This window comes from Ochrobactrum sp. S1502_03, assembly GCF_044435015.1.
Lineage (GTDB): Bacteria > Pseudomonadota > Alphaproteobacteria > Rhizobiales > Rhizobiaceae > Brucella > Brucella chromiisoli.
Genome location: NZ_JAYEXN010000048.1, coordinates 1 through 19650 on the forward strand (window position 1 = coordinate 1; position 19650 = coordinate 19650).

Below are 19650 nucleotides of genomic sequence, written 5' to 3' on the forward strand. Positions count from 1 at the left end.
GATGATTATTCGCAGCCACGTGCTTTGTTCAATCTGTTTGATGATGGGCAGAAGCAACGCCTGTTCTCAAACATTGCAGCAGCCATGGGCGGTGTGCCGGGCTTTATCGTCGAACGCCAGTTGGCGCACTTCAAGCTTGTACATCCTGATTATGAAGCCGGTGTGCGTGCGGCGCTCAAGACGGCGCACGGGTATCAGGCAAATACGATTGCAGTTAATGAGGAAGTGGATGCCGCGGAATAACCTCCGTAAGCTTCTTCATTTCGTGAAAAGCCGGATGCCCCCGCTCCGGCTTTTTGCTTTCAAAGAGCCGATCTGATTGAAACAGATTGGCGTTTTACGTGGGTTGGCTTATGTTCTAAGCGCTTTCTAAAATCGGTTCGTTTTAATTGTTGATTGCCTTTTCCCCTCAATGAAGGCTATGCCCGACACAACAAATGTGAAGGAGCTGAAATGCGGCTTGGCGGACGCCTTCAGGCGGCAATCGAGGTTTTGAATGATATTGAAGCAAACAAGCGCCCGGCTTCCGATGCGCTGAAGGATTGGGGTGCGTCGCACCGCTTTGCCGGCGCGGGTGATCGTGCGGTCATTGGCAATATTGTTTATGACGCGTTGCGGCGCAAACTATCCATCGCGTGGCGCATGGATGCTGATGATGCGCGCGCGCTTGCTTATGGCGCGCTGGTTTCAGAAGGCGGCATGGATTTTGATGCAATTGACGCAACGCTCAATGGCGATAAATTTGCCCCAGAACCTCTGGAATCTGCTCCCCGCGAAGCATGGGCAACGCGAGCCGTCACTGACGCCCCTGCTTATATCCGGGCCGATGTACCTGAATGGTGCGTGCCTTCGCTGGAAGAGTTGTTTGGTGAGCGCTGGGTAGAAGAAGCGGCTGCGCTTTCCATGCGTCCGCCGGTTGATCTTCGGGTCAATCTGCTGAAAACAACGCCCGAAGCCGTTCTTGAAGCACTGGAAAAAGCGGGGGCTGCCAAAGCGCCATTGCTTCAGCAGGCTTTGCGCATTCCTCCGATTGAGGCTTTGGGCCGTCATCCCAATGTGCAGACGGATCAGACATTTCTGGATGGCTGGTTCGAGGTACAGGATCTGGGCTCGCAGCTTGCGGCACTTTTTGCTGGTGCAAAGCCGGGCGAACAGGTGCTGGATTATTGCGCAGGTGCAGGTGGCAAGACGCTGGCGCTGGCTTCGGTCATGCGCAACAGTGGCCAGGTCCATGCCTATGATGCCGAACGCGCGCGTCTTTCGCCCATGCATGACCGTTTGCAGCGGGCAGGGGTTCGCAACACACAGGTGCATGGCAATCTCGATGCGCTCGCTCCGCTTATTGAGCGCATGGACCTTGTGCTGACAGATGCGCCATGCACAGGTTCGGGCACGTGGCGGCGCAGGCCGGATGCAAAATGGCGTCTCAATGATCAGCAGCTGGAGCGGCGTGTGCAGGATCAGCGCGAGGTGCTTGAGGCGGCGAAACATTACGTGAAGCCCGGCGGCAGGCTGGTTTACGTGACCTGTTCGCTCTTTGCCGAAGAGAATACGCGTCAGGTCGAGCGCTTCCTTGCTGAAAACAGCAACTTTACGGAAAAATCTCCCAAGGCAGTCTGGAAAGCCGTTACAGGAGATGCAGCCGGGGTAGAGCCGGTTTTTCCTGCGCATGGCGCCGTATTTTCTCCGCTTTCCATTGACACGGACGGATTTTATGTAAGTGTCTTGGAAAAGCACAATTAAGCTTGGGGGAGCTTAATGCCAGCGCATCGAATTGCGGAACCGGATTTCAAACAGCGTGTCGAGGAGAGTTTTGACCGTCAGGCAGCGATGAAGCTCATCGGTGCACAGCTGACACGTTGTGAACCGGGCATTGTCGAGGTCGAAATGCCGTTTCGCGAAGAGCTGACGCAGCAACACGGCATTCTTCATGCCGGTATAATTTCTGCAGCACTCGACACAGCCTGCGGTTATGCAGCGCTTAGCCTTATGCCAACGGATGCTGCGGTTCTGACAATCGAATTTAAGGTTAATCTGCTTGCCCCCGGCAGAGGCGATCGTTTCCTGTTTCGTGGCGAGGTGACCAAGCCTGGGCGCACGATTATGGTCAGCGATGGACAGGCTTTTGCAGTCACAGATACGGAAGTGCGGCTTATTGCAACCATGACAGGCACGATGATGGTTGTTCAGGACCGCGAGGGGCTAAAGGGATGATCAAAACCCTTGCAGGCAAACGGCTTCTGTATGTGATGGCGACCGAGGCGGAATATGGCCCGCATCTCAGTTCGCTTTTTTTGCCGCTGATGATCGGCGTGGGTCCGGTCGAGGCGTCCGTCAATCTGACACGTATTCTGACTGTGCTTGAACAGCAGGGTGAATTGCCTGATCTGGTCGTCTGTGTCGGCTCCGCCGGATCGGCGAGGCTTCCCCAAACAGAGGTGTTTCAGGTTTCATCGGTCGCTTATCGCGATATGGATGCTTCGCCTATCGGATTTGAAAAAGGCCGCACACCCTTTCTTGATTTACCTGCAATGATTGATCTGCCTTGCCTTGTTCCGGGGCTGCCAGATGCATCGCTGTCAACGGGCGCAAACATTGTTTCGGGCAAAGCCTATGAGACAATCGCAACCGACATGGTCGATATGGAGACCTATGCCTGTTTGCGCGCCTGTCAGGCCTTTGGCGTTGCCCTGATAGGGTTGCGTGGCATTTCCGATGGTACCCGTGAATTGCAGCATGTCGGCGACTGGACAGAGTATCTGCATGTCATTGATCAGAAGCTTGCGAGCGCTGTGGAGGATCTCGAAAACGCTATTCTGAATGGTGCCGTGACACTTCCTGACAAGGATATGTCAGGATAGGTAAGTTTTCTTGGTTTGATTGTTGAAACGCGGCACTTCGACCATTGCATTTTTGCGGCTTTTTATCTAGATGCTCGGCATGAGCACCACAGCACATCCTGACACTATCCTTATCATCGACTTTGGCAGCCAGGTCACGCAGCTGATTGCACGCCGCGTGCGCGAGGCCGGAGTTTATTCCGAAATCGTTCCGTTCCAGTCTGCGGAAGATGCCTATAAGCGCATCAACCCGAAGGCTGTGATCCTGTCGGGGAGTCCACACTCGACAACGGACATTGGCAGCCCGCGCGCGCCACAGGCAATTTTCGAGGCTGGAATTCCAGTTCTCGGTATCTGCTATGGCGAGCAGACCATGTGCGCGCAGCTGGGTGGTAAGGTCGAAAGCGGCCACGACCGTGAATTCGGTCGCGCGTTTCTTGAAGTTCAGGAAGACAGCGCATTGTTCGCTGGCATCTGGGCCAAGGGCACCCGTCACCAAGTCTGGATGAGCCATGGCGACCGTGTCACCGCACTGCCGGAAGGTTTCAGGGTTATCGGGACATCGCCCAATGCGCCTTTCGCGGCCATTTCGGACGAAAAACGCAAATATTTTGCTGTGCAGTTCCACCCGGAAGTTGTGCACACACCTGATGGCGCAAAGCTGATCCAGAATTTCGTTCACAACATTGTTGGTATCAAGCCAGACTGGACCATGTCTGCTTACCGTGAACAGGCTGTAGAGGCCATTCGCAAGCAGGTGGGCAAGGGTAAGGTTATCTGCGCGCTCTCCGGCGGCGTTGACTCGTCCGTTGCAGCCCTTCTGATTCATGAAGCCGTTGGCGACCAGCTGACCTGTATCCTCGTTGATCATGGTTTGATGCGTAAGAACGAGGCTGCCGATGTGGTTGCGATGTTTAGGGAGCATTATAATCTGCCGCTGATCTTGGTGGATGCGCAGGACCGATTCATTGACGCTCTCGAAGGTGAGAATGATCCGGAAAAGAAGCGGAAGACCATCGGTCGTCTGTTTATTGAAGTTTTCGAAGAGGAAGCGAAAAAGCTTGGCGGCGCAGATTTCCTCGCACAGGGCACGTTGTATCCTGACGTTATTGAAAGCGTTTCATTTACGGGCGGGCCTTCGGTCACAATCAAGTCGCACCACAATGTTGGCGGCTTGCCAGAACGCATGAACATGCAGCTTGTCGAGCCTCTGCGCGAACTTTTCAAAGATGAAGTGCGTGTGCTGGGCAAGGAACTCGGCCTTCCTGACAGCTTTATCGGGCGGCATCCATTCCCTGGTCCAGGTCTTGCGATCCGCTGCCCCGGTGGTATCACGCGCGAAAAGCTTGAAATTCTGCGCGAAGCCGATGCGATTTATCTTGATGAAATCCGCAAGGCTGGCCTTTATGATGTCATCTGGCAGGCATTTGCCGTTCTGCTTCCGGTTCAGACCGTTGGCGTTATGGGTGATGGCCGGACTTATGAATTCGTCTGCGCGCTGCGTGCTGTGACTTCGGTCGACGGTATGACGGCGGACTTCTACCACTACGACATGAACTTCCTTGGCAATGCGGCCACCCGTATCATTAATGAAGTCCGTGGCATCAACCGCGTGGTCTATGACGTGACGTCGAAGCCTCCGGGCACAATCGAGTGGGAATGATCCCGCGTCCGGCATAGACCGGCACCAACGATCATTAAAACATAAAAAGCCCGCGTAATTGCGGGCTTTTTTCATTATTGGCTTGGCACCGTCTGGCAGATTTCGCATCGTCAAGTCCCCCGCTTCTATGGCATGGTAGATGTGTTTAGCCCTGGAGTGTGATGGTGCATTATTGCGCGTTAAACAGAGGAGTGCACTATGGGCCAGTTTCCTAAGGATAGCGCCCGGACCGGTCAGATATTCACCACCTGTGGCAAAGGCTGATCCACATTCATCGCGTGATCAAGAACGCGTTGAAGATTTGCAGCGTGACGGAAGTTCGGCTCCAGACCAACCCCATCCGCTACTGCTCGTGCAAACCGCTGATAATTGGTTTCGACGGGGCTTACTTCAATCTCGCGCCACACCGGTGTCTCAATATCTTCCCCGATTGAACCACGAAGGGTGGAACCTGTCGGTGTATGAATGACTTCAAGCGCGCCTTTGTCGCCATGAATGCGCAATCGCAATTCATTAAGATGACCTGTTGCCCAGCGGCTGGCATGTATGACGCCAAGCGCACCGTTTGAATATTCCGCCGTCATTACAAAGCTGTCGTTCGCATCCAGCACATATTCACCGATTTGATTGTTGTCGGCCTTGTCGAAGGTCTTCAATCGGGCCGATGCCCGTTCCACATCGCTGCCGATCGCATAGGATGCAAAATCAAGAATGTGAATGCCAACATCGCCAAGAACCCCATTGGAACCGTGGCGCGTGGAAAGCCTCCAGAGCCACTTGCTCTCGGTTTTCCAGTCACCCCAGGCTTTTGAAACAAGCCAGCTTTGCAGATAAGAAGCTTCGAAGTGACGTACCTGACCGATTTCGCCAGACATCACAATGTCGCGTGCCTTTTGTAAAGGAGCGACATTGCGATATGTAAGATTGACCATATTGATGATGCCCGCCTGCTCGGCAGCATCAGCCATTTCAGCGGCTTTGTCGTAGCTCTCTGCAAGCGGCTTTTCGCAAAAGATATGTTTGCCAGCGCCGATGAGCGCCAATGACGTCGGATGATGGATCGCATCCGGCGTCACATTTGCAACAGCATCAAAGCGGTTCCATTCAAGAGCATCCTCCAGCCGCGTGAAGCGGTCGTGAATGTCATGATTTTCGCAGAATGCATCAACGCGTTCCGCTGACACGTCACAAGCTGCGACCACTTCAACGCCATCTATGGCTTTGAAGGCCTCGGCATGGTTCTTTGCCATGCCGCCAGTTCCAAGAATAAGAAGACGCATCATGCACCTCAACGATAACCGGCTTCACCGGCCTTATGAAGTTTAGGCCCCCGCTCGACAATCGGCTCTAAAGCCTGATCGACCGGGACATTGGGTGCCGTGTGAATATCAGTCCATGCGGGTTGAGGGTTATAGGCCCACTTGACGGCGTTACGCAGTACGGTTTGCACATTCGCATCGTGATAGGTGGGGTAGGTTTCGTGGCCGGGACGGAAGTAGAAGATATTGCCTGCGCCGCGCCGCCATGTGAGCCCTGAACGAAATACCTCACCGCCCGCAAACCATGAGATAAATACCGTTTCTAACGGTTCAGGAACGGAAAATTGCTCGCCATACATTTCTTCGTTTTCAAGCACAAAATTCTCATCCAGCCCCTGTGCAATGGGGTGGCCCCGATTCACAACCCAGACCCGCTCACGTTCGCCTGCTTCGCGCCATTTCAGCGCACAGGGCGTTCCCATCAAGCGCTTGAAAATTTTAGAAAAATGGCCTGAGTGAAGCACGATCAGTCCCATGCCCTCAAAAACGCGTCTGGCAACGCGCTCAACAATTTCATCCTTTACGCCGCCATGGTCCTTATGCCCCCACCACACCAGGACATCCGTGTTGGCGAGACGTTCTTCCGTGAGGCCGTGCTCCGGCTCTTGCAAGGTGGCCGTGGTGGCGTCAATGGTGCTATCGCCATTGAGTGCGTCTGCAATCGTGTTGTGCATTCCATTCGGATAAACAGCACGAACAGTTTCATTGATCTGCTCGTGGACATTTTCACCCCAGACGATAGTGCGTATAGACACGGCCATTCTCCTTAATTGCGGCTATCAGCCCTTGTGTGGATTTGAGCCTTGCGAACATGCGCGCCGGTTTATGAAGCCGGTGCCTGAACGTATTGCTCCAAAAAAGATTTCTCGATTTGAAAGGTGGTCTAACCGTCCTGCGCACGCCCATTCACATCAAAGCGATGGATACGTTCGCCAGTCGGCGCAATGGATAGCAAATCACCGGGTTTGCGGATTGACACGCCGCTTTCGCGAACCACCAGAGGTTCTTCGGCACCGAGATCAATATAGACATATGTATCCGAGCCGAGAATTTCCGTGTGGATCACGCGACCGCTCCACAGACCTTCGTCCGAAACGATCTGGAGGTGCTCTGGCCGCAGCCCGACCGTGTGTGTCGCGAATTGTTCTGCGTATTTTCCACCGAGCAGGTTCATTTTTGGGGAGCCGATAAAGCCCGCGACGAAAAGCGAGTTGGGCTTTTCATAAAGTTCTAGCGGCGTCCCTATCTGCTCCACCCGCCCATCGCGCAACACACAGATGCGATCAGCCAGCGTCATCGCTTCCACCTGATCATGTGTCACATAGATCATCGTGGTGTCTTCCATACTCTGATGGAGTTTAGCAATTTCGAGTCTCGTTGCCACGCGAAGCGCTGCATCAAGATTGGACAGCGGCTCATCGAAAAGAAACACCTTCGGATCCCGGACGATGGCGCGCCCGATCGCAACGCGCTGACGCTGGCCGCCTGAAAGCTGACGTGGCAAGTGTTCGAGATAGGGGGTTAGTTGCAGCATTTCTGCCGACTGTTCGATACGGCGTTTGCACTCCTGTTTGTCTTTGCCAGCCAGCTGCATGCCAAAGGCCATGTTTTCGTAAACCGTCATATGCGGGTAAAGTGCATAAGACTGAAATACCATGGAGATGCCCCGTTTGGACGGGCTCAAGCTGTTAACCACCACGCCGTCGATAGACAGGCTTCCAGAGGTGATTTCCTCAAGGCCCGCGATCAGACGCAGAAGCGTGGATTTCCCACAGCCGGACGGACCAACAAAAACCATGAACTCGCCTGCGCGAATGTCCATGTCCACGCCTTTGATAACTTCAAAATTCCCGAATGATTTGCGCACATCGCGCAATTGAAGCTGTGCCATATGTAAACTCCTATCCCTTCACGCCACCCGCAGTCAGACCGGATACGATCCGCCGCTGGAAGATGAGCACAAGGATGACGAGGGGAACTGTTACGATGACCGATGCGGCCATGATATTGCCCCATGGGATTTCGAATTGACTGCTGCCGGACAAGAGCGCGATAGCCACTGGAACCGTGCGCTGACCCGCCGACGACGTAAAAGTCAGTGCAAACAGGAACTCATTCCATGCAGAAATGAATGCCAATAGCCCCGTTGTCACCAGTGCCGGCCACATGAGCGGCATAAACACACGCGTGATGATGACCCATGGGGATGCCCCGTCTACGATCGCGGCCTCTTCAATCTCGACCGGCAGATCACGCATGAAGGTTGTCAGAACCCAAACCGTGAAGGGCAAGGTGAAGATCATATAGGAGAAGATCAGAGCCAGAGGCGTATTGAATATACCGAGGAACCGGATCAGTTCGAACAAACCTGCAAGCACTGCAATTTGCGGAAACATGGATACCGACAAAATGGTGAGCAGGAGCAACCCGCGACCCCGAAAATTCACTCTGGCCAGCGCATAGGCGGCAGTTATCGCAAGCAGCAGTGAAATTGCGACAACAACTGTTGCAACAAACAAAGAATTACCAAGACTCCGAAGAAAACTGCCCTGACTGAGAACGCCGGTATAGTTGCTGATGGAAACATCCGTTGGCCAGAAATCCACCTGAAACAGTGCTGTTCCCGATTTAAGACTGGTTATGATCGCATAATAGAACGGAAACACTGCGATAAGGATGATGATGGCAACTAGCAGATAAAAGCCAAGCGTCTTAAGATAATGCATGGCTATTCTCCCTTTGCGCCAATGTTCACACGTCCAAAGAACATGTAGAGCACAGTGATGGCTGCGATGATGAGAAACAGCATCGTGGATGCGGTGGCGCCATAAGCAAATTTATCGAAATCGAAGAGATTTTCGCGCGCGAAAACAGACATTGTTTTGGTCTGCGCATTGTTGGGTGTCAGCACATAGATGAGATCAAAAATACGCAATGCATCAAGCATGCGGAATATAACCGCGACCATCAATGCCGGACGAATAAGCGGTAAAGTCACACGCCAGAATACTTTGAGCGGATGGACACCATCGATCTTGGCAGCCTCATAAATATCGGATGGAACCATCTGCAACCCAGCAAGGATAAGCAGGGCCATGAAAGGGGTGGTTTTCCAGACATCGACGATCAGGATCGCAATCATCGCCGTATCGGGATTTGCCGTCCAGGCGATTTTCTGGCTGATAAGACCGAGATTAAGGAATATATGGTTCAGAATGCCGAACTGATCGTTGAGCATCCAGCCCCACATTTTCGCCGAGACGATTGTGGGAATGGCCCAGGGAATGAGGATGGCCGCTCGCACAAGGCCTCTTCCGCGAAATTTCGCGTTCAGCACAAGCGCTACAATCAATCCAAAGATGGTTTCGAGACCAACCGAAAACAGTGTGAACCTGATCGTATTCCACACCGCGCCCCACCATGCTGGATCGGCCAGAAGACCGCGATAAACGATGCGGCCGCTTTTTAAGGTGACCCATGTGAAGTAGTTTTTAAAACCGACAAACTCAGCCGTAGCAAGGCTTGTGAGCGATGCATTTGTGAAGCTGAAATAGATCGTTCTAAGCAGCGGCCAGCCGGCCACAAATGCCAAAACAATCAGCGTCGGTGCAAGAAACAGCCATGCCGAACGAATGCGTTGTGTATGCAAGTCGGAATGGTGTCGGCGTCCGTTCGACGCTTTTGAAGCATCAACAGAAGTATCCGTCATAATCTTCCTCTGAGGGCGGCGGGCTCTGAAAATTTTGCGTTCGGATCGCTTGGGAATAGATCCGAACGCGGCTTGATACGTGCTTACCAGCCAGAGCCTTCAAGCTCCGTCAGTTCGACCTCAAGCATTTCCAGGTTCTCGGCAGCTGTTCCACTGCCCGAAAGGGTTTTATGCACAGCAGTCCAGAATTTGGATGAGACTTCATTGTATTTAACTTTTGTCGCTGCCGAAGGCCGCGGCACCGCATTTTGGAAGATGGGTTTCCAATTCGCCATGAAAGGCTGCGCCGCGATAATTTCCTTATCGTCGTAAAGCGCTTCAATGGTCGGCAGACGTGAAATTTGAATTGCCTGCGCCTTCTGAACCTCAGGCGAAGCCAGATATTTCACCAAAGCAATCGCGGCATCCTGTTTCGTGGAATATTTGGACACAGCAAGATTCCAGCCGCCAAGCGTCGAGGATGGAGGTTCACCTTCGGCACCAGCCGGTAAAGGTGCGACATCAAATTTGCCTTTCACACCGCTATCGTCATTATTGCCTAAGGCGTAAGCATAGGGCCAATTGCGCATGAACACGGCATTGCCAATCTGCCAGACGCCGCGAGATTCTTCTTCCTGATAGGCAAGAACGCCCTGAGGGGAAATCGAACCAATCCAGCTTTTTGCACGATCAATTGCGGCTGCTGCGCGTTCGTTGTTGATTGAAATCGTTCCGTCAGCTTCCACAATCTGGCCACCACCAGAAGATTTGACCCACTCAAGCGCATTGCAGGTCAGGCCTTCATAGGCATTGCCCTGAAAGACAAAACCCCACAGGTCAGCCTTGCCTTCTGCGCGCTCTTTTTCCATGATCTCTTTGGCCGTCGCAGTCATCTCATCCCATGTTTTCGGGACAGGCTTGCCGTATTTCTCCAGGAGGTCCTTGCGATAAAACAATGCAGGTGCATCGGTATAAAAGGGCAATGCAACCAGCTTCCCATTGACCGTCTGAGACGCGATGATCGACGGAAAATGGCTTCCTGTTACATCTTTTGTAGCCTCGGTGAGATCAATAAACTGATCTGAAAGCTGCGGAGCCCAAACAATATCCGTCTGATAAATATCAATATCTGCATTGCCCGCCGCAAGCCACAAACGATACTGGCTGAATTGTTCGCTGCTTGATGGCGGCATGGATACAATATGAACCTTGTTGCCGGTATCTTTTTCAAATTTGGCAATCTGTTCCTGTAAAAACTGAATATTGTTGCCAGTTGAATTGGCAGCAATCGAAATTTCGGCTGCGTGAGCGAATGCTGTGCCAAAGCCAAATGCAACACAGGCAGCCAGTGCACCCTTAAGAGCTTTCATTGTTCCCTCCTCCCATCCATTCAGTAAGCGGCCGTTAAAATCGAAAACGGTTTGGATTCCAAAAAGGTTACAGAAGGCTTCAAATCTGTCAAGCTGCTGTTTTTTGGGAAACACAAAATACGACCGATTTAAATATTCATCTATATTTTCAATGATTTATATAAACTTTCCCGATGCAACCGCAGTTCACTCTCCCAATCAGCTACGATTGAGAGGCTTAAATTTCTTACCAAACTTGTAAACGGTTTGGTTCTGCCGCATACTTCTCTCAAAGGGCCATCAATGATGGTGGCCGCGCATTGTTAATCACAAGGAAGCGATTATAATCCAACGTCTAATCCGTTCTCCAAGCCGCAAGATCAAATGAAACTTCGTGAATTCGCCAAACAATTAGGACTTTCTGCCACAACGGTCAGTCGCGCACTGAGCGGCTATCCGGAAGTTGCTGAAACAACACGCAAGCGTGTTCGTGACGAGGCTGTGCGGCTCGGCTATCGTCCGAATGTCAACGCCGTGCGACTTGTGACAGGCCGTGCAGGCTCTATTGGCGTTGTCATGGGCCGCAATAGCGAGTTTCACTTTGCAGAGTTCATGCGTGGTATGGCTGAAAGACTCAGTCAGGATGAGGTGGATATTCTTGTCAGTCCCATAGCCAATAATGGCACGGACGACGAGGTGGAGCTTTGTCGGCGCCTTGCCACCAGTCGGCGTGTTGATGCGATAATCGTGACGTCACCAAAGCCCAATGATGAGCGCATCCGCCTGCTGCATGAACTCGGAATGCCTTTTCTCGTTCATGGTCGATCAAAAATCGACATCCCTCACGCCTGGCTTGATATTGACAACGAGGGCGCGGTCTATCGTTCAACCGCACATCTGCTAGATCTTGGCCATCGCCACATCGCTATGATTAATGGCCGCGAGGGATTTACGTTCTCGCTTGACAGAGACGCAGGATACCGCAAGGCACTTGACGAAAGAGGCATTGCGTTTGATCCGGGCTTGATTGAGCACGGCGACTTCACCGACGAGATCGGTTACCGCTTGGCCCAAAAACTCTTGAGGCGCGATTTGAGGCCGACTGCTTTCGTTGCAGGCTCTATGATGACCGCTTTGGGTATCTATCGTGCTGCCCGATCGTTTGGCTTGACAATTGGCCGTGACATCTCTGTCATCGCACATGATGACGTCATTTCATTTCTGAGTGCAGACAACATGGTCCCGTCACTGACTGCGACCCGCTCATCGATGCGCGCTGCTGGTAAGCGTTGTGCGGACATGCTGATGGATATTCTTGATGGCAAGTCACCAACCGATGTTCACGAGCTTTGGCCGGTTGAGCTGATCCTCAGGGAAACAGCCAATCGCGTCCCGGATGAAGCCGTCACGTCCATCAAAACGCTGGTATAACCTTATCTTCGAGAATTTTCCTTTAAGGAAGGTGATTCTACGCTTGAGCCTTTTTGACAAAGTAGCCGGGCGGATGGGCCACATCCTGCGGACACCAAGATGAGCGGACGATCTGCTGCGTCAGGACGCGGGGATGCGCAAACGCCACGCACGTCATGCTGTCAACGAAATCAAAACTTCTTCCGAAGATGTCGCAAAATCCCTGGCCGACAAGCCCTTCAGAAACTCCCCCATGTGCCGATCAACATCTTGAGGAAACGCTCCGCTGCAGGCGATAACGTGCCCCCCCTGCGTCTTACAACGCCTATAGTTCTTGAAATCTCGGGGTTTCGAATAGGCCTCGTGATCAAAAGTGGGTGCTCTCCCTGCGGTGTCGCCATCTGCGGTAACACAGATATGCCTAAGCCCGCCTCCACCAGACCAAGAGATGTCGACAAGTGGGTTACTTCGTAAAACCAGCGAAGTTTGATATTGGATTTTGCCAAGGCTCCATCGAGCAGTGTTCGATTGCCGCTTGAACGATGAACAGTGATAAGATGATATGGTGTCAGATCTTCCCAGCCAACTTCGGATTTTTCCGCAAGAGGATGGTCTTTGCTGGCAGCAAGAACGAAGGGGTCTTCGACAAGCCGGTCAAAGATCAGATCCGGATCGGCTGTTCCCATGATATTGATGCCGAACTCGACTTCACCGCGCGCAACGGCCTGCAATCCGTCCGTCGCCGGTAAGTCAAGAATTCGAAAGCGGATGTTAGGATACTCAATATTGAACTGCTTTATGACCTTCGGCAGAAAGTAGAAAGCGGCTGTCGGCAGACAGGCGATTGTTACAAGGCCACCGCGCTGGACGCCGGGATCACGCACTGCAAAAAGCGACCCGTCAAATTCCTCCAGCATACGCCGCACCAAAGGTAATAGTTCGGTGCCTAAAGCAGTGAGCGAAACATGTCTTGTCGTACGCTCTAAAATTGGCGCCCCAATTGCCAATTCCAGCTTCTGGATGCGTCTGCTGAGTGCTGGCTGAGACATGTTCAGCGTATCGGCAGCCCTGTGAAAACTCTCCAATTCGACAATGGCGAGAAATGCTCTTAGGTCTAGAATTTCGCAATTAATGCTCATTTTGCATCAATACTCCAAATCTTCGCATTTTACATATCAATCATTTTGCCACTAAGTGCAATAAATGAACTGATTAATACCCACTACACAAGAGTGGAGGCGAAAGCGCAAGCATGAACGATCTGATCTCTATCCCCTGTGTACTGATGCGAGGCGGCACGTCGAAAGGCCCGTTCTTTCTGGCATCTGATCTTCCGACCGATCCGCGCGAGCGTGATCAGATTTTGCTTTCCATTATGGGTTCGGGTCACCCCCTTCAAATCGATGGCATCGGTGGTGGAAACCCTGTGACCAGTAAAGTTGCCATCATCGGCCCATCCAGCATTCCCGGCGTCGATATCGATTATCTTTTCGCACAGGTCCGTATTGATCAGCAGTTCGTTGATACCGCACCCAATTGCGGCAACATGCTTGCAGCTGTGGGTCCCTTCGCAATTGAGGCGGGACTTATGAAAACACAGGGCGCAACGACGCTTGTTCGTATTCACAACGTCAATACCGACAAGTTGATTGAGGCAGAAGTGCCGACACCCGATGGTAAAGTTTCATACCTCGGCGATGCCAGCATTGATGGAGTACCCGGAAAGGCGGCTCCAATTGCCCTGACCTTCATGGATGCGGCAGGTGCCCGAACAGGCAAACTTTTCCCTACCGGTGCACCCCATGAAATGATTGAAGACGTGGCCGTGACATGCATTGACTGCGCGATGCCTATGGTTCTGATCGAAGCCAACAATCTTGGTGTCAGTGGTTACGAGAGTGCTGCCGAACTCAACGCCAACACGGCATTGCTTGCGCGGCTGGAACAGCTGAGAATCGAGGCTGGCAGACGTATGGGCATGGGCGATGTCACCAATCAGGTCACGCCCAAACCCGTTCTTATCAGCAATGCAAAAAACGGCGGCGACATCAATGTGCGCTATTTCATGCCGCACGAATGTCATCCGTCGCTTGCTACCACCGGCGCCGTCGGGATCGCAACAGCCTGCATAACGGCTGATACAGTCGCATCGAAACTAATCGGTCTTCACACACCACCGCTCGTGCTGGCGATCGAACATCCCAGCGGTCATCTCGATGTCAAGCTTCAGGAGCGAGACGGAAAAGTGACTGCCGGAATTTTGCGCACAGCCCGCCGTCTTTTTGATGGGCATGTGTTTGCTAAGCCTGTCAAACAAGCCGTATGCGCGGCATAATTCAACTGGTTGCCGGGAGGGCACCACTTAACCGGAGGAAAATCAATGCGTAAGTTCATGCTCGCTCTGGCAGCAACTGTAGCTCTTGCCGGAACAGCAATGGCTGATCCGGTCCGTATCAGCGTCGGGTCTTATAATCTCAATAATTTGCCATTTCCTGTCGCACAGGGGCTGGGCCTTTATGAGAAAGAAGGGCTAGACGTCACCGTGGAGAATTTTGCTTCAGGCGGTTCAAAGACGTTGCAGGCACTCGTTGCCGGATCGACAGATATTGCCGTCGGTTTCTACGACCACACCATTCAGATGCAGTCACAGAACAAGGCCGTGGTCGGCTTCGTCGTTCTGGCACGCAATTCCGGGCTTGTCCTTGCTGGTGGAAATAATTCTAAATTCGACCCCGCCAATCCCGAAACCATCAAGGGTGCAAAAATCGGCATTACAGCGCCCGGTTCATCTTCGGACTTCTTCGTGCGTTACTATCTACAGCGCCACGGCCTTTCGGCAGATGATGTCGCTCTGATCGGTGTTGGTTCCGGTTCGGCGGCGGTTGCAGCTCTTGAACAGGGCAAGATCGACCTGCTGGTCAATTACGATCCTGCGGCAACATTTATCGAAGCCAAAGGTGTCGGCAAAATTCTGATCGATGGTCGCAGCGACGAGGGTGCCAAGGAAATCTACGGCGGTATTTATCCGACATCAGTTCTCTATGCCACGCAAAATTACATTGATGGTAATCCTGAAACCATCCAAAAAGTCACCAACGCGACAGTCAAGGCACTCGAATGGATGAACACCCATTCGGCAGAGGAAATCGTTGAAAAGCTGCCTAAGGAATTCATCTCGGGCGACCGCGATGCGTATATTCAAGCCGTAAAGAATGCCAAGGCGATCTTTTCCACGGATGGAAAATTCGATGAGGAAGATGTCAAAACGCCACTGGTTGTTCTGAATAGCTTCAATAAAAAAGTTGCGGCAACCGAAATCGATCTTTCGAAAACATACACAAACAGCTTCGTCGATAAAGCACCGCACGCGGCTACGAACTAGAAGGAGGAGGCAATGTCATTAGCCGTTGTCAAACCTGCGCCGGAAGTCGCAGCAAGCCCCAGCCCAAAAGCAATGGTATCAATTGATGCCGTTACAATGTCGTTCGGCAACTTTGTTGCGGTCGAAAATGTCAACCTCACGGTTGCGGATGGCGAGTTTCTCGCCATCGTTGGCCCGACAGGTTGTGGGAAAAGCACCATCCTCAACGCCATAGCAGGATTGCTGAAACCCTCACACGGAACAGTGTCAGTCGATGGAAAAGCCGTCACTGGTGTGCACCATGATATAGGATATCTGTTTCAGCAGGACGCACTTCTGCCATGGAAAACAGCGCTTGAAAATGTCGAGCTTGGTCCGATGTTTAAAGGCATAAGCGCTTCCGAACGCCGCAAAAGCGCTCTCAACTGGCTTGCCAAGGTGGGTCTGAAAGGTTTTGAGCACCGCTACCCCCATCAGCTTTCCGGCGGTCAGCGCAAGCGTGTGCAGATGGCTCAAGCGCTTATCACAGGTCCAAAAGTCATCCTGATGGATGAGCCGTTCTCCGCACTCGATATCCATACGCGTCACCTTATGCAAAATGAGCTTCTCCGGCTCTGGCAGGAAGAACGCCGCGCTGTTGTGATGATTACGCATGATCTTGAAGAAGCCATAGCGCTTGGTGATCGTGTCGTCGTTTTGGCCGCTGGCCCCCGCAGCCACGTGATCGATAGTTTCCCCGTCGATCTCGACCGTCCGCGCGACGTCGCAGAAATCAAACTCGATCCGCGCTTCATGGATCTTTATCGCAATATTTGGGCGTCGCTGCGCGGCGAAGTGGAGAAAAGCTATGAACGCCATGACTGAACGTCTTATCCAGGTCGGTTTGCTGGTTATCATTCTCGGCGGCTGGCAGCTCGGCACATCGCTGGGTTTCATCGACGTGTTTTTCTTCCCGGCACCACTGAATATTTTCAATCAGGTGGTGGAGTGGATAACCGATACAAGTTTCTATCGTCACGTATCGATCACTTTGACAGAAACCGTTCTCGGCTACCTGATCGGCACGGGTCTTGGCGTTGCTGCAGGCGTATGGCTCGGTCTTAGCCGCAGTGCTTCGCGCATTCTCGACCCCTTCATCAAGTGCCTGAACGCTATCCCGCGCGTTGTTCTTGCGCCAATCTTTGTGCTTTGGTTGGGTCTTGGCCTCTGGTCCAAGGTCGCACTCGCCGTCACACTGGTGTTCTTCGTGACCTTCTTCAACGCAATGCAGGGTGTGCGCGAAGTCAATCCGGTCGTGCTTTCAAATGCGCGTATCCTCGGCGCCAAACGTTCTGATCTCCTGCGTCACGTCTATTTCCCGGCAGCAGCAAGCTGGATCTTGTCCTCCTTGCGCACCTCCGTCGGCTTTGCAGTGGTTGGCGCGATCATCGGCGAGTATCTTGGTTCGTCCGCCGGTCTAGGCTATCTTATCGCCCAGGCTGAAGGCAACTTCGATGCGGTTGGCGTATTTGCCGGTATCCTGATTTTGGCAGTCTTCGTTTTGATCATCGACAGTATTCTTGATGTGGTTGAAACGCGCCTCATAAAATGGCGTCCAAATGCCAGCGAGCGGTCGGCCTGATCCCTCCACTCGCGACGTTAGAAATAAGCCCGATGCCATAATGGCGTCGGGCTTCATCGTCTTTAAAGTGCTCACTCATATATCCTTCTATATGCCCATCGGAAAAACAGAGTCCTGACCACAAAGCCCGCCATGAATTCATCCTTCATGTCATTTCGGGCATTCGTTGCGTTGTTTGGATTGATTCAGCATTTTATGCTTTTCAGTTATTGCGATATTCGATGTGGCGATCCCATCCGCCGCAGACAGGTGCGACTGAAGGAGACTGGTTTGAAGACGCTGCTATTGACGAAGGATGACGTCAAAAAACTCATTTCGCTGTCTGCGGTCATAGACGCTGTTGAAGACGCTTATCGTGCATTCAGCAGCGGCCAGGTGGAGCAGCCGGATTATATTGGCATACATCTACCTGCACCACGCGGTGAAATCGACTTCAAGCTGGGCTATTTGAAATCATCTGAGATGATATCAATGAAAGCGTCTTCGGGCGGGTTCAGGGACAATCCTTCTCGTCATGGCGTTCCGAACGGCATGGGAACGATCCTTCTTTTTGACGCACAAAGTTGTGCATTGGTATGTGTGATGGATGGCAGCTTGATCACGGGCCTGAGGACTGGGGCTGCCGGTGCGATTTCGGTCAGATTATTGGCTCGCAAAGACGCGAGAAAACTAACGTCAATCGGCACGGGCAATCAGGCACGCATGCAAATTAGAGCAATCCGCGAAGTGATGCACATTGAGGAGATTCATGCGTGGCATTCTAACCCTGAAACACTGTCAAAATACAAAGCTGATATGGAAGGCGAGTTTAATATTCCTGTTATAATGGCGGCATCCAAACGAGAAGCTGTAGAACAAGCGGACGTCTTGGTTACCACCACACGTGGCAAGGGGTCGTTGGTGGAAGCGGATTGGATAAAACCAGGAACGCATATTGTTGCGATTGGAACAGATGCTCAGGGCAAGCAGGAACTGGAGCCTGAAATATTTCGAAATGCTAAAATCGTCACAGACTCGACAAGCCAGTGTTCGCAAAAAGGTGAGACCTGGCACGCGCTCAATCACGGCATCATTTCCATGAGTGAAATTCACGCCGAAATTGGCGAGATCCTGATCGGCACAAAAGCAGGACGTGAGAATGCAGAAGAGATAACAATCTTCGATTCAACAGGAATGGCTGCGCAAGATAACACGACAGTCAATGCGATCTATAATCGTGCCCTTCGCCAAAATGTCGGCACCAGATTTTCCTTTTTTGAGCAATAGCAGCGTCCCACTCGGGAAGCACGGTTTCGAAGTTTAAAGCAAAGTGCATGCAGGCGGTGATGAATGCTAAACTATCCCACAATTGAAGACATTCGAGATGCACAAAGACGCATTGCGCCGTATGTTTATCATACCCCCCTCCTGAGGGCTGACAAAATCGCATCCAAAGTCGCTTGTAATTTATATCTTAAGCCAGAAACGCTTCAGCTAACGGGCGCATTTAAGATACGAGGCGCTCTGAACGCAGTGCTATCGCTTCCACGTGAGAAGATTGCCAACGGGATTATCTCGTCATCTTCTGGAAATCATGCGCAGGGATTGTCCTATGCGGCGCGTATGATGGGCGTCAAAGTTGTCCTTGTGCTTCCTGTGACTACCCCGAAAATCAAGATAGCGAACACGCGCGCTTTAGGAGCTGAGGTCATTTTATTTGATGGTGACAACGCGACAAGATGGAAAGAGGTGTATCGGATCGCGGAAGCCAATAACTATGCAGTGGTTCATGGCTTCGAAGATCCAATGGTCATGGCGGGCCAGGGCACAATTGGATGCGAGATTCTCGAAGATCTGAAGGACGTCAACACTGTGATTGTCCCTCTTGGTGGCGGTGGTCTGATTTCCGGTGTTGCGACAGCAATCAAGGAAATGAACCCCTCAGTTCGGGTTATCGGTGCAGAGCCAGCTCTGACGCCCAAATATTACTGGAGCCGAAAGAACGGTGAACCCACATCACTTCCTCTTAAGGATACCATCGCAGATGGTCTGAGGATCAGTGTGCCCGGACGCAATCCTTATCCAATTATTGAGAAATATGTGGATGAGATCGTTCTTGTCGAAGATGCGCATATCGTTGCAGGAATGCGGGCGCTGGCGACTGACGCAAAACTCATTGCGGAACCCGCCGCGTCGATAGGTATAGGCGCACTCCTGGCCGGCTCTGTAAAAGTACAAAAGGATGAGAATATCTGTGCAATTTTGACAGGCGGGAACTGGGATCTGGGCGACATTGCCGAAATCTATCGTGAGAAGGATTGAGTGTTGGTTTTCACGCGGAACTGAGCCGGTTGGGCGACTAATTTCCATCGAGAATTGAGCCATGTGAACCTACTCCCCCGCTATGAGCGATGGGAGCA

19 protein-coding genes are annotated in these 19650 nt (G+C 52.2%); 12 read left to right on the forward strand and 7 right to left on the reverse strand.

All coding sequences use genetic code 11. The features are described from left to right. The 5 genes from VBH83_RS17980 to guaA all read left to right on the forward strand — a co-directional run. Positions 1–243 (forward strand): catalase-related domain-containing protein (locus VBH83_RS17980; RefSeq protein WP_396998950.1); only part of this gene is annotated, 243 nt, incomplete at its 5' end. A gap of 210 nt (positions 244–453) precedes the next feature. Then, entirely contained in the window at positions 454–1743 is a 1290-nt protein-coding gene (locus VBH83_RS17985) for an RsmB/NOP family class I SAM-dependent RNA methyltransferase (RefSeq protein WP_265986308.1), read from the forward strand. Between the two features lie 15 nt (positions 1744–1758). Continuing rightward, positions 1759–2214, forward strand: coding sequence for a PaaI family thioesterase (locus VBH83_RS17990; RefSeq protein ID WP_265986307.1), 456 nt, complete (start codon positions 1759–1761; stop codon positions 2212–2214). Continuing rightward, positions 2211–2861, forward strand: a complete 651-nt coding sequence (locus VBH83_RS17995) for a 5'-methylthioadenosine/S-adenosylhomocysteine nucleosidase (RefSeq protein ID WP_265986306.1) — start codon at positions 2211–2213, stop codon at positions 2859–2861. The genes VBH83_RS17990 and VBH83_RS17995 overlap by 4 nt, the downstream gene beginning before the upstream one ends. 79 nt (positions 2862–2940) lie before the next feature. After that, on the forward strand, positions 2941–4503 hold the full coding sequence (guaA, locus tag VBH83_RS18000) for a glutamine-hydrolyzing GMP synthase (RefSeq protein WP_265986304.1): 1563 nt from the start codon (positions 2941–2943) through the stop codon (positions 4501–4503). Between the two features lie 233 nt (positions 4504–4736). Here guaA and VBH83_RS18005 read toward each other — a convergent pair whose 3' ends face one another. From VBH83_RS18005 to VBH83_RS18030, 6 genes are all read right to left on the reverse strand, one after another. Next, positions 4737–5783: a Gfo/Idh/MocA family protein gene (locus tag VBH83_RS18005; RefSeq protein ID WP_265986317.1), complete on the reverse strand. Its 1047-nt coding sequence runs from the start codon at positions 5781–5783 to the stop codon at positions 4737–4739. Positions 5784–5791: 8 nt separating this feature from the next. After that, positions 5792–6577, reverse strand: coding sequence for a ThuA domain-containing protein (locus VBH83_RS18010; protein WP_265986301.1), 786 nt, complete (start codon positions 6575–6577; stop codon positions 5792–5794). Positions 6578–6705: 128 nt separating this feature from the next. After that, positions 6706–7713 (reverse strand): ABC transporter ATP-binding protein, encoded by a 1008-nt coding sequence (locus VBH83_RS18015; protein WP_396998951.1) that lies wholly within the window; start codon positions 7711–7713, stop codon positions 6706–6708. 10 nt (positions 7714–7723) lie between these two features. Further along, the gene (locus tag VBH83_RS18020; RefSeq protein WP_265986297.1) at positions 7724–8548 is read right to left on the reverse strand and encodes a carbohydrate ABC transporter permease; all 825 of its coding nucleotides are present in this window, start codon (positions 8546–8548) and stop codon (positions 7724–7726) included. Positions 8549–8550: 2 nt separating this feature from the next. Then, positions 8551–9531 carry a carbohydrate ABC transporter permease gene (locus VBH83_RS18025; protein ID WP_265986296.1) on the reverse strand — a complete coding sequence of 327 codons (981 nt, stop codon included), beginning with the start codon at positions 9529–9531 and terminating at the stop codon, positions 8551–8553. Positions 9532–9614: 83 nt separating this feature from the next. Next, positions 9615–10880 (reverse strand): ABC transporter substrate-binding protein, encoded by a 1266-nt coding sequence (locus VBH83_RS18030; RefSeq protein ID WP_265986295.1) that lies wholly within the window; start codon positions 10878–10880, stop codon positions 9615–9617. A 363-nt stretch (positions 10881–11243) separates the two neighbouring features. Between VBH83_RS18030 and VBH83_RS18035 the strand changes: the two genes are divergently transcribed. Next, positions 11244–12290 (forward strand): substrate-binding domain-containing protein, encoded by a 1047-nt coding sequence (locus VBH83_RS18035; protein WP_396998952.1) that lies wholly within the window; start codon positions 11244–11246, stop codon positions 12288–12290. Positions 12291–12508: 218 nt separating this feature from the next. Here the strand turns inward: VBH83_RS18035 and VBH83_RS18040 are convergent, their stop codons facing one another. Continuing rightward, entirely contained in the window at positions 12509–13408 is a 900-nt protein-coding gene (locus VBH83_RS18040) for a LysR family transcriptional regulator (RefSeq protein WP_265986293.1), read from the reverse strand. A 113-nt stretch (positions 13409–13521) separates the two neighbouring features. Here VBH83_RS18040 and VBH83_RS18045 point away from each other — a divergent pair, with 113 nt between their 5' ends. From VBH83_RS18045 to VBH83_RS18070, 6 genes are all read left to right on the forward strand, one after another. After that, on the forward strand, positions 13522–14604 hold the full coding sequence (locus tag VBH83_RS18045; RefSeq protein ID WP_265986292.1) for a 4-oxalomesaconate tautomerase: 1083 nt from the start codon (positions 13522–13524) through the stop codon (positions 14602–14604). Between the two features lie 45 nt (positions 14605–14649). After that, positions 14650–15651, forward strand: a complete 1002-nt coding sequence (locus VBH83_RS18050; protein ID WP_265986291.1) for an ABC transporter substrate-binding protein — start codon at positions 14650–14652, stop codon at positions 15649–15651. A 12-nt stretch (positions 15652–15663) separates the two neighbouring features. Continuing rightward, entirely contained in the window at positions 15664–16494 is an 831-nt protein-coding gene (locus VBH83_RS18055; RefSeq protein WP_396998953.1) for an ABC transporter ATP-binding protein, read from the forward strand. Next, on the forward strand, positions 16478–17251 hold the full coding sequence (locus tag VBH83_RS18060) for an ABC transporter permease (RefSeq protein WP_396998954.1): 774 nt from the start codon (positions 16478–16480) through the stop codon (positions 17249–17251). Before VBH83_RS18055 ends, VBH83_RS18060 begins: the two co-directional genes overlap by 17 nt. Before the next feature lie 270 nt (positions 17252–17521). Then, positions 17522–18517, forward strand: a complete 996-nt coding sequence (locus VBH83_RS18065; RefSeq protein WP_265986316.1) for an ornithine cyclodeaminase family protein — start codon at positions 17522–17524, stop codon at positions 18515–18517. 63 nt (positions 18518–18580) lie between these two features. Beyond that, positions 18581–19552, forward strand: coding sequence for a threonine/serine dehydratase (locus tag VBH83_RS18070; protein WP_265986286.1), 972 nt, complete (start codon positions 18581–18583; stop codon positions 19550–19552). Positions 19553–19650: the final 98 nt, after the last annotated feature.

Excerpts from the sequence above, each read along its gene's own strand:
- VBH83_RS17985 (WP_265986308.1), top strand. The coding sequence starts at position 454 with ATGCGGCTTGGCGGACGCCTTCAGGCGGCAATCGAGGTTTTGAATGAT.
- VBH83_RS17990 (WP_265986307.1), top strand. The coding sequence starts at position 1,759 with ATGCCAGCGCATCGAATTGCGGAACCGGATTTCAAACAGCGTGTCGAG.
- VBH83_RS17995 (WP_265986306.1), top strand. The coding sequence starts at position 2,211 with ATGATCAAAACCCTTGCAGGCAAACGGCTTCTGTATGTGATGGCGACC.
- guaA (WP_265986304.1), top strand. The coding sequence starts at position 2,941 with ATGAGCACCACAGCACATCCTGACACTATCCTTATCATCGACTTTGGC.
- VBH83_RS18005 (WP_265986317.1), bottom strand. The coding sequence starts at position 5,783 with ATGCGTCTTCTTATTCTTGGAACTGGCGGCATGGCAAAGAACCATGCC.
- VBH83_RS18015 (WP_396998951.1), bottom strand. The coding sequence starts at position 7,713 with ATGGCACAGCTTCAATTGCGCGATGTGCGCAAATCATTCGGGAATTTT.
- VBH83_RS18020 (WP_265986297.1), bottom strand. The coding sequence starts at position 8,548 with ATGCATTATCTTAAGACGCTTGGCTTTTATCTGCTAGTTGCCATCATC.
- VBH83_RS18025 (WP_265986296.1), bottom strand. The coding sequence starts at position 9,531 with ATGACGGATACTTCTGTTGATGCTTCAAAAGCGTCGAACGGACGCCGA.
- VBH83_RS18030 (WP_265986295.1), bottom strand. The coding sequence starts at position 10,880 with ATGAAAGCTCTTAAGGGTGCACTGGCTGCCTGTGTTGCATTTGGCTTT.
- VBH83_RS18035 (WP_396998952.1), top strand. The coding sequence starts at position 11,244 with ATGAAACTTCGTGAATTCGCCAAACAATTAGGACTTTCTGCCACAACG.
- VBH83_RS18040 (WP_265986293.1), bottom strand. The coding sequence starts at position 13,408 with ATGAGCATTAATTGCGAAATTCTAGACCTAAGAGCATTTCTCGCCATT.
- VBH83_RS18045 (WP_265986292.1), top strand. The coding sequence starts at position 13,522 with ATGAACGATCTGATCTCTATCCCCTGTGTACTGATGCGAGGCGGCACG.
- VBH83_RS18050 (WP_265986291.1), top strand. The coding sequence starts at position 14,650 with ATGCGTAAGTTCATGCTCGCTCTGGCAGCAACTGTAGCTCTTGCCGGA.
- VBH83_RS18055 (WP_396998953.1), top strand. The coding sequence starts at position 15,664 with ATGTCATTAGCCGTTGTCAAACCTGCGCCGGAAGTCGCAGCAAGCCCC.
- VBH83_RS18060 (WP_396998954.1), top strand. The coding sequence starts at position 16,478 with ATGAACGCCATGACTGAACGTCTTATCCAGGTCGGTTTGCTGGTTATC.
- VBH83_RS18070 (WP_265986286.1), top strand. The coding sequence starts at position 18,581 with ATGCTAAACTATCCCACAATTGAAGACATTCGAGATGCACAAAGACGC.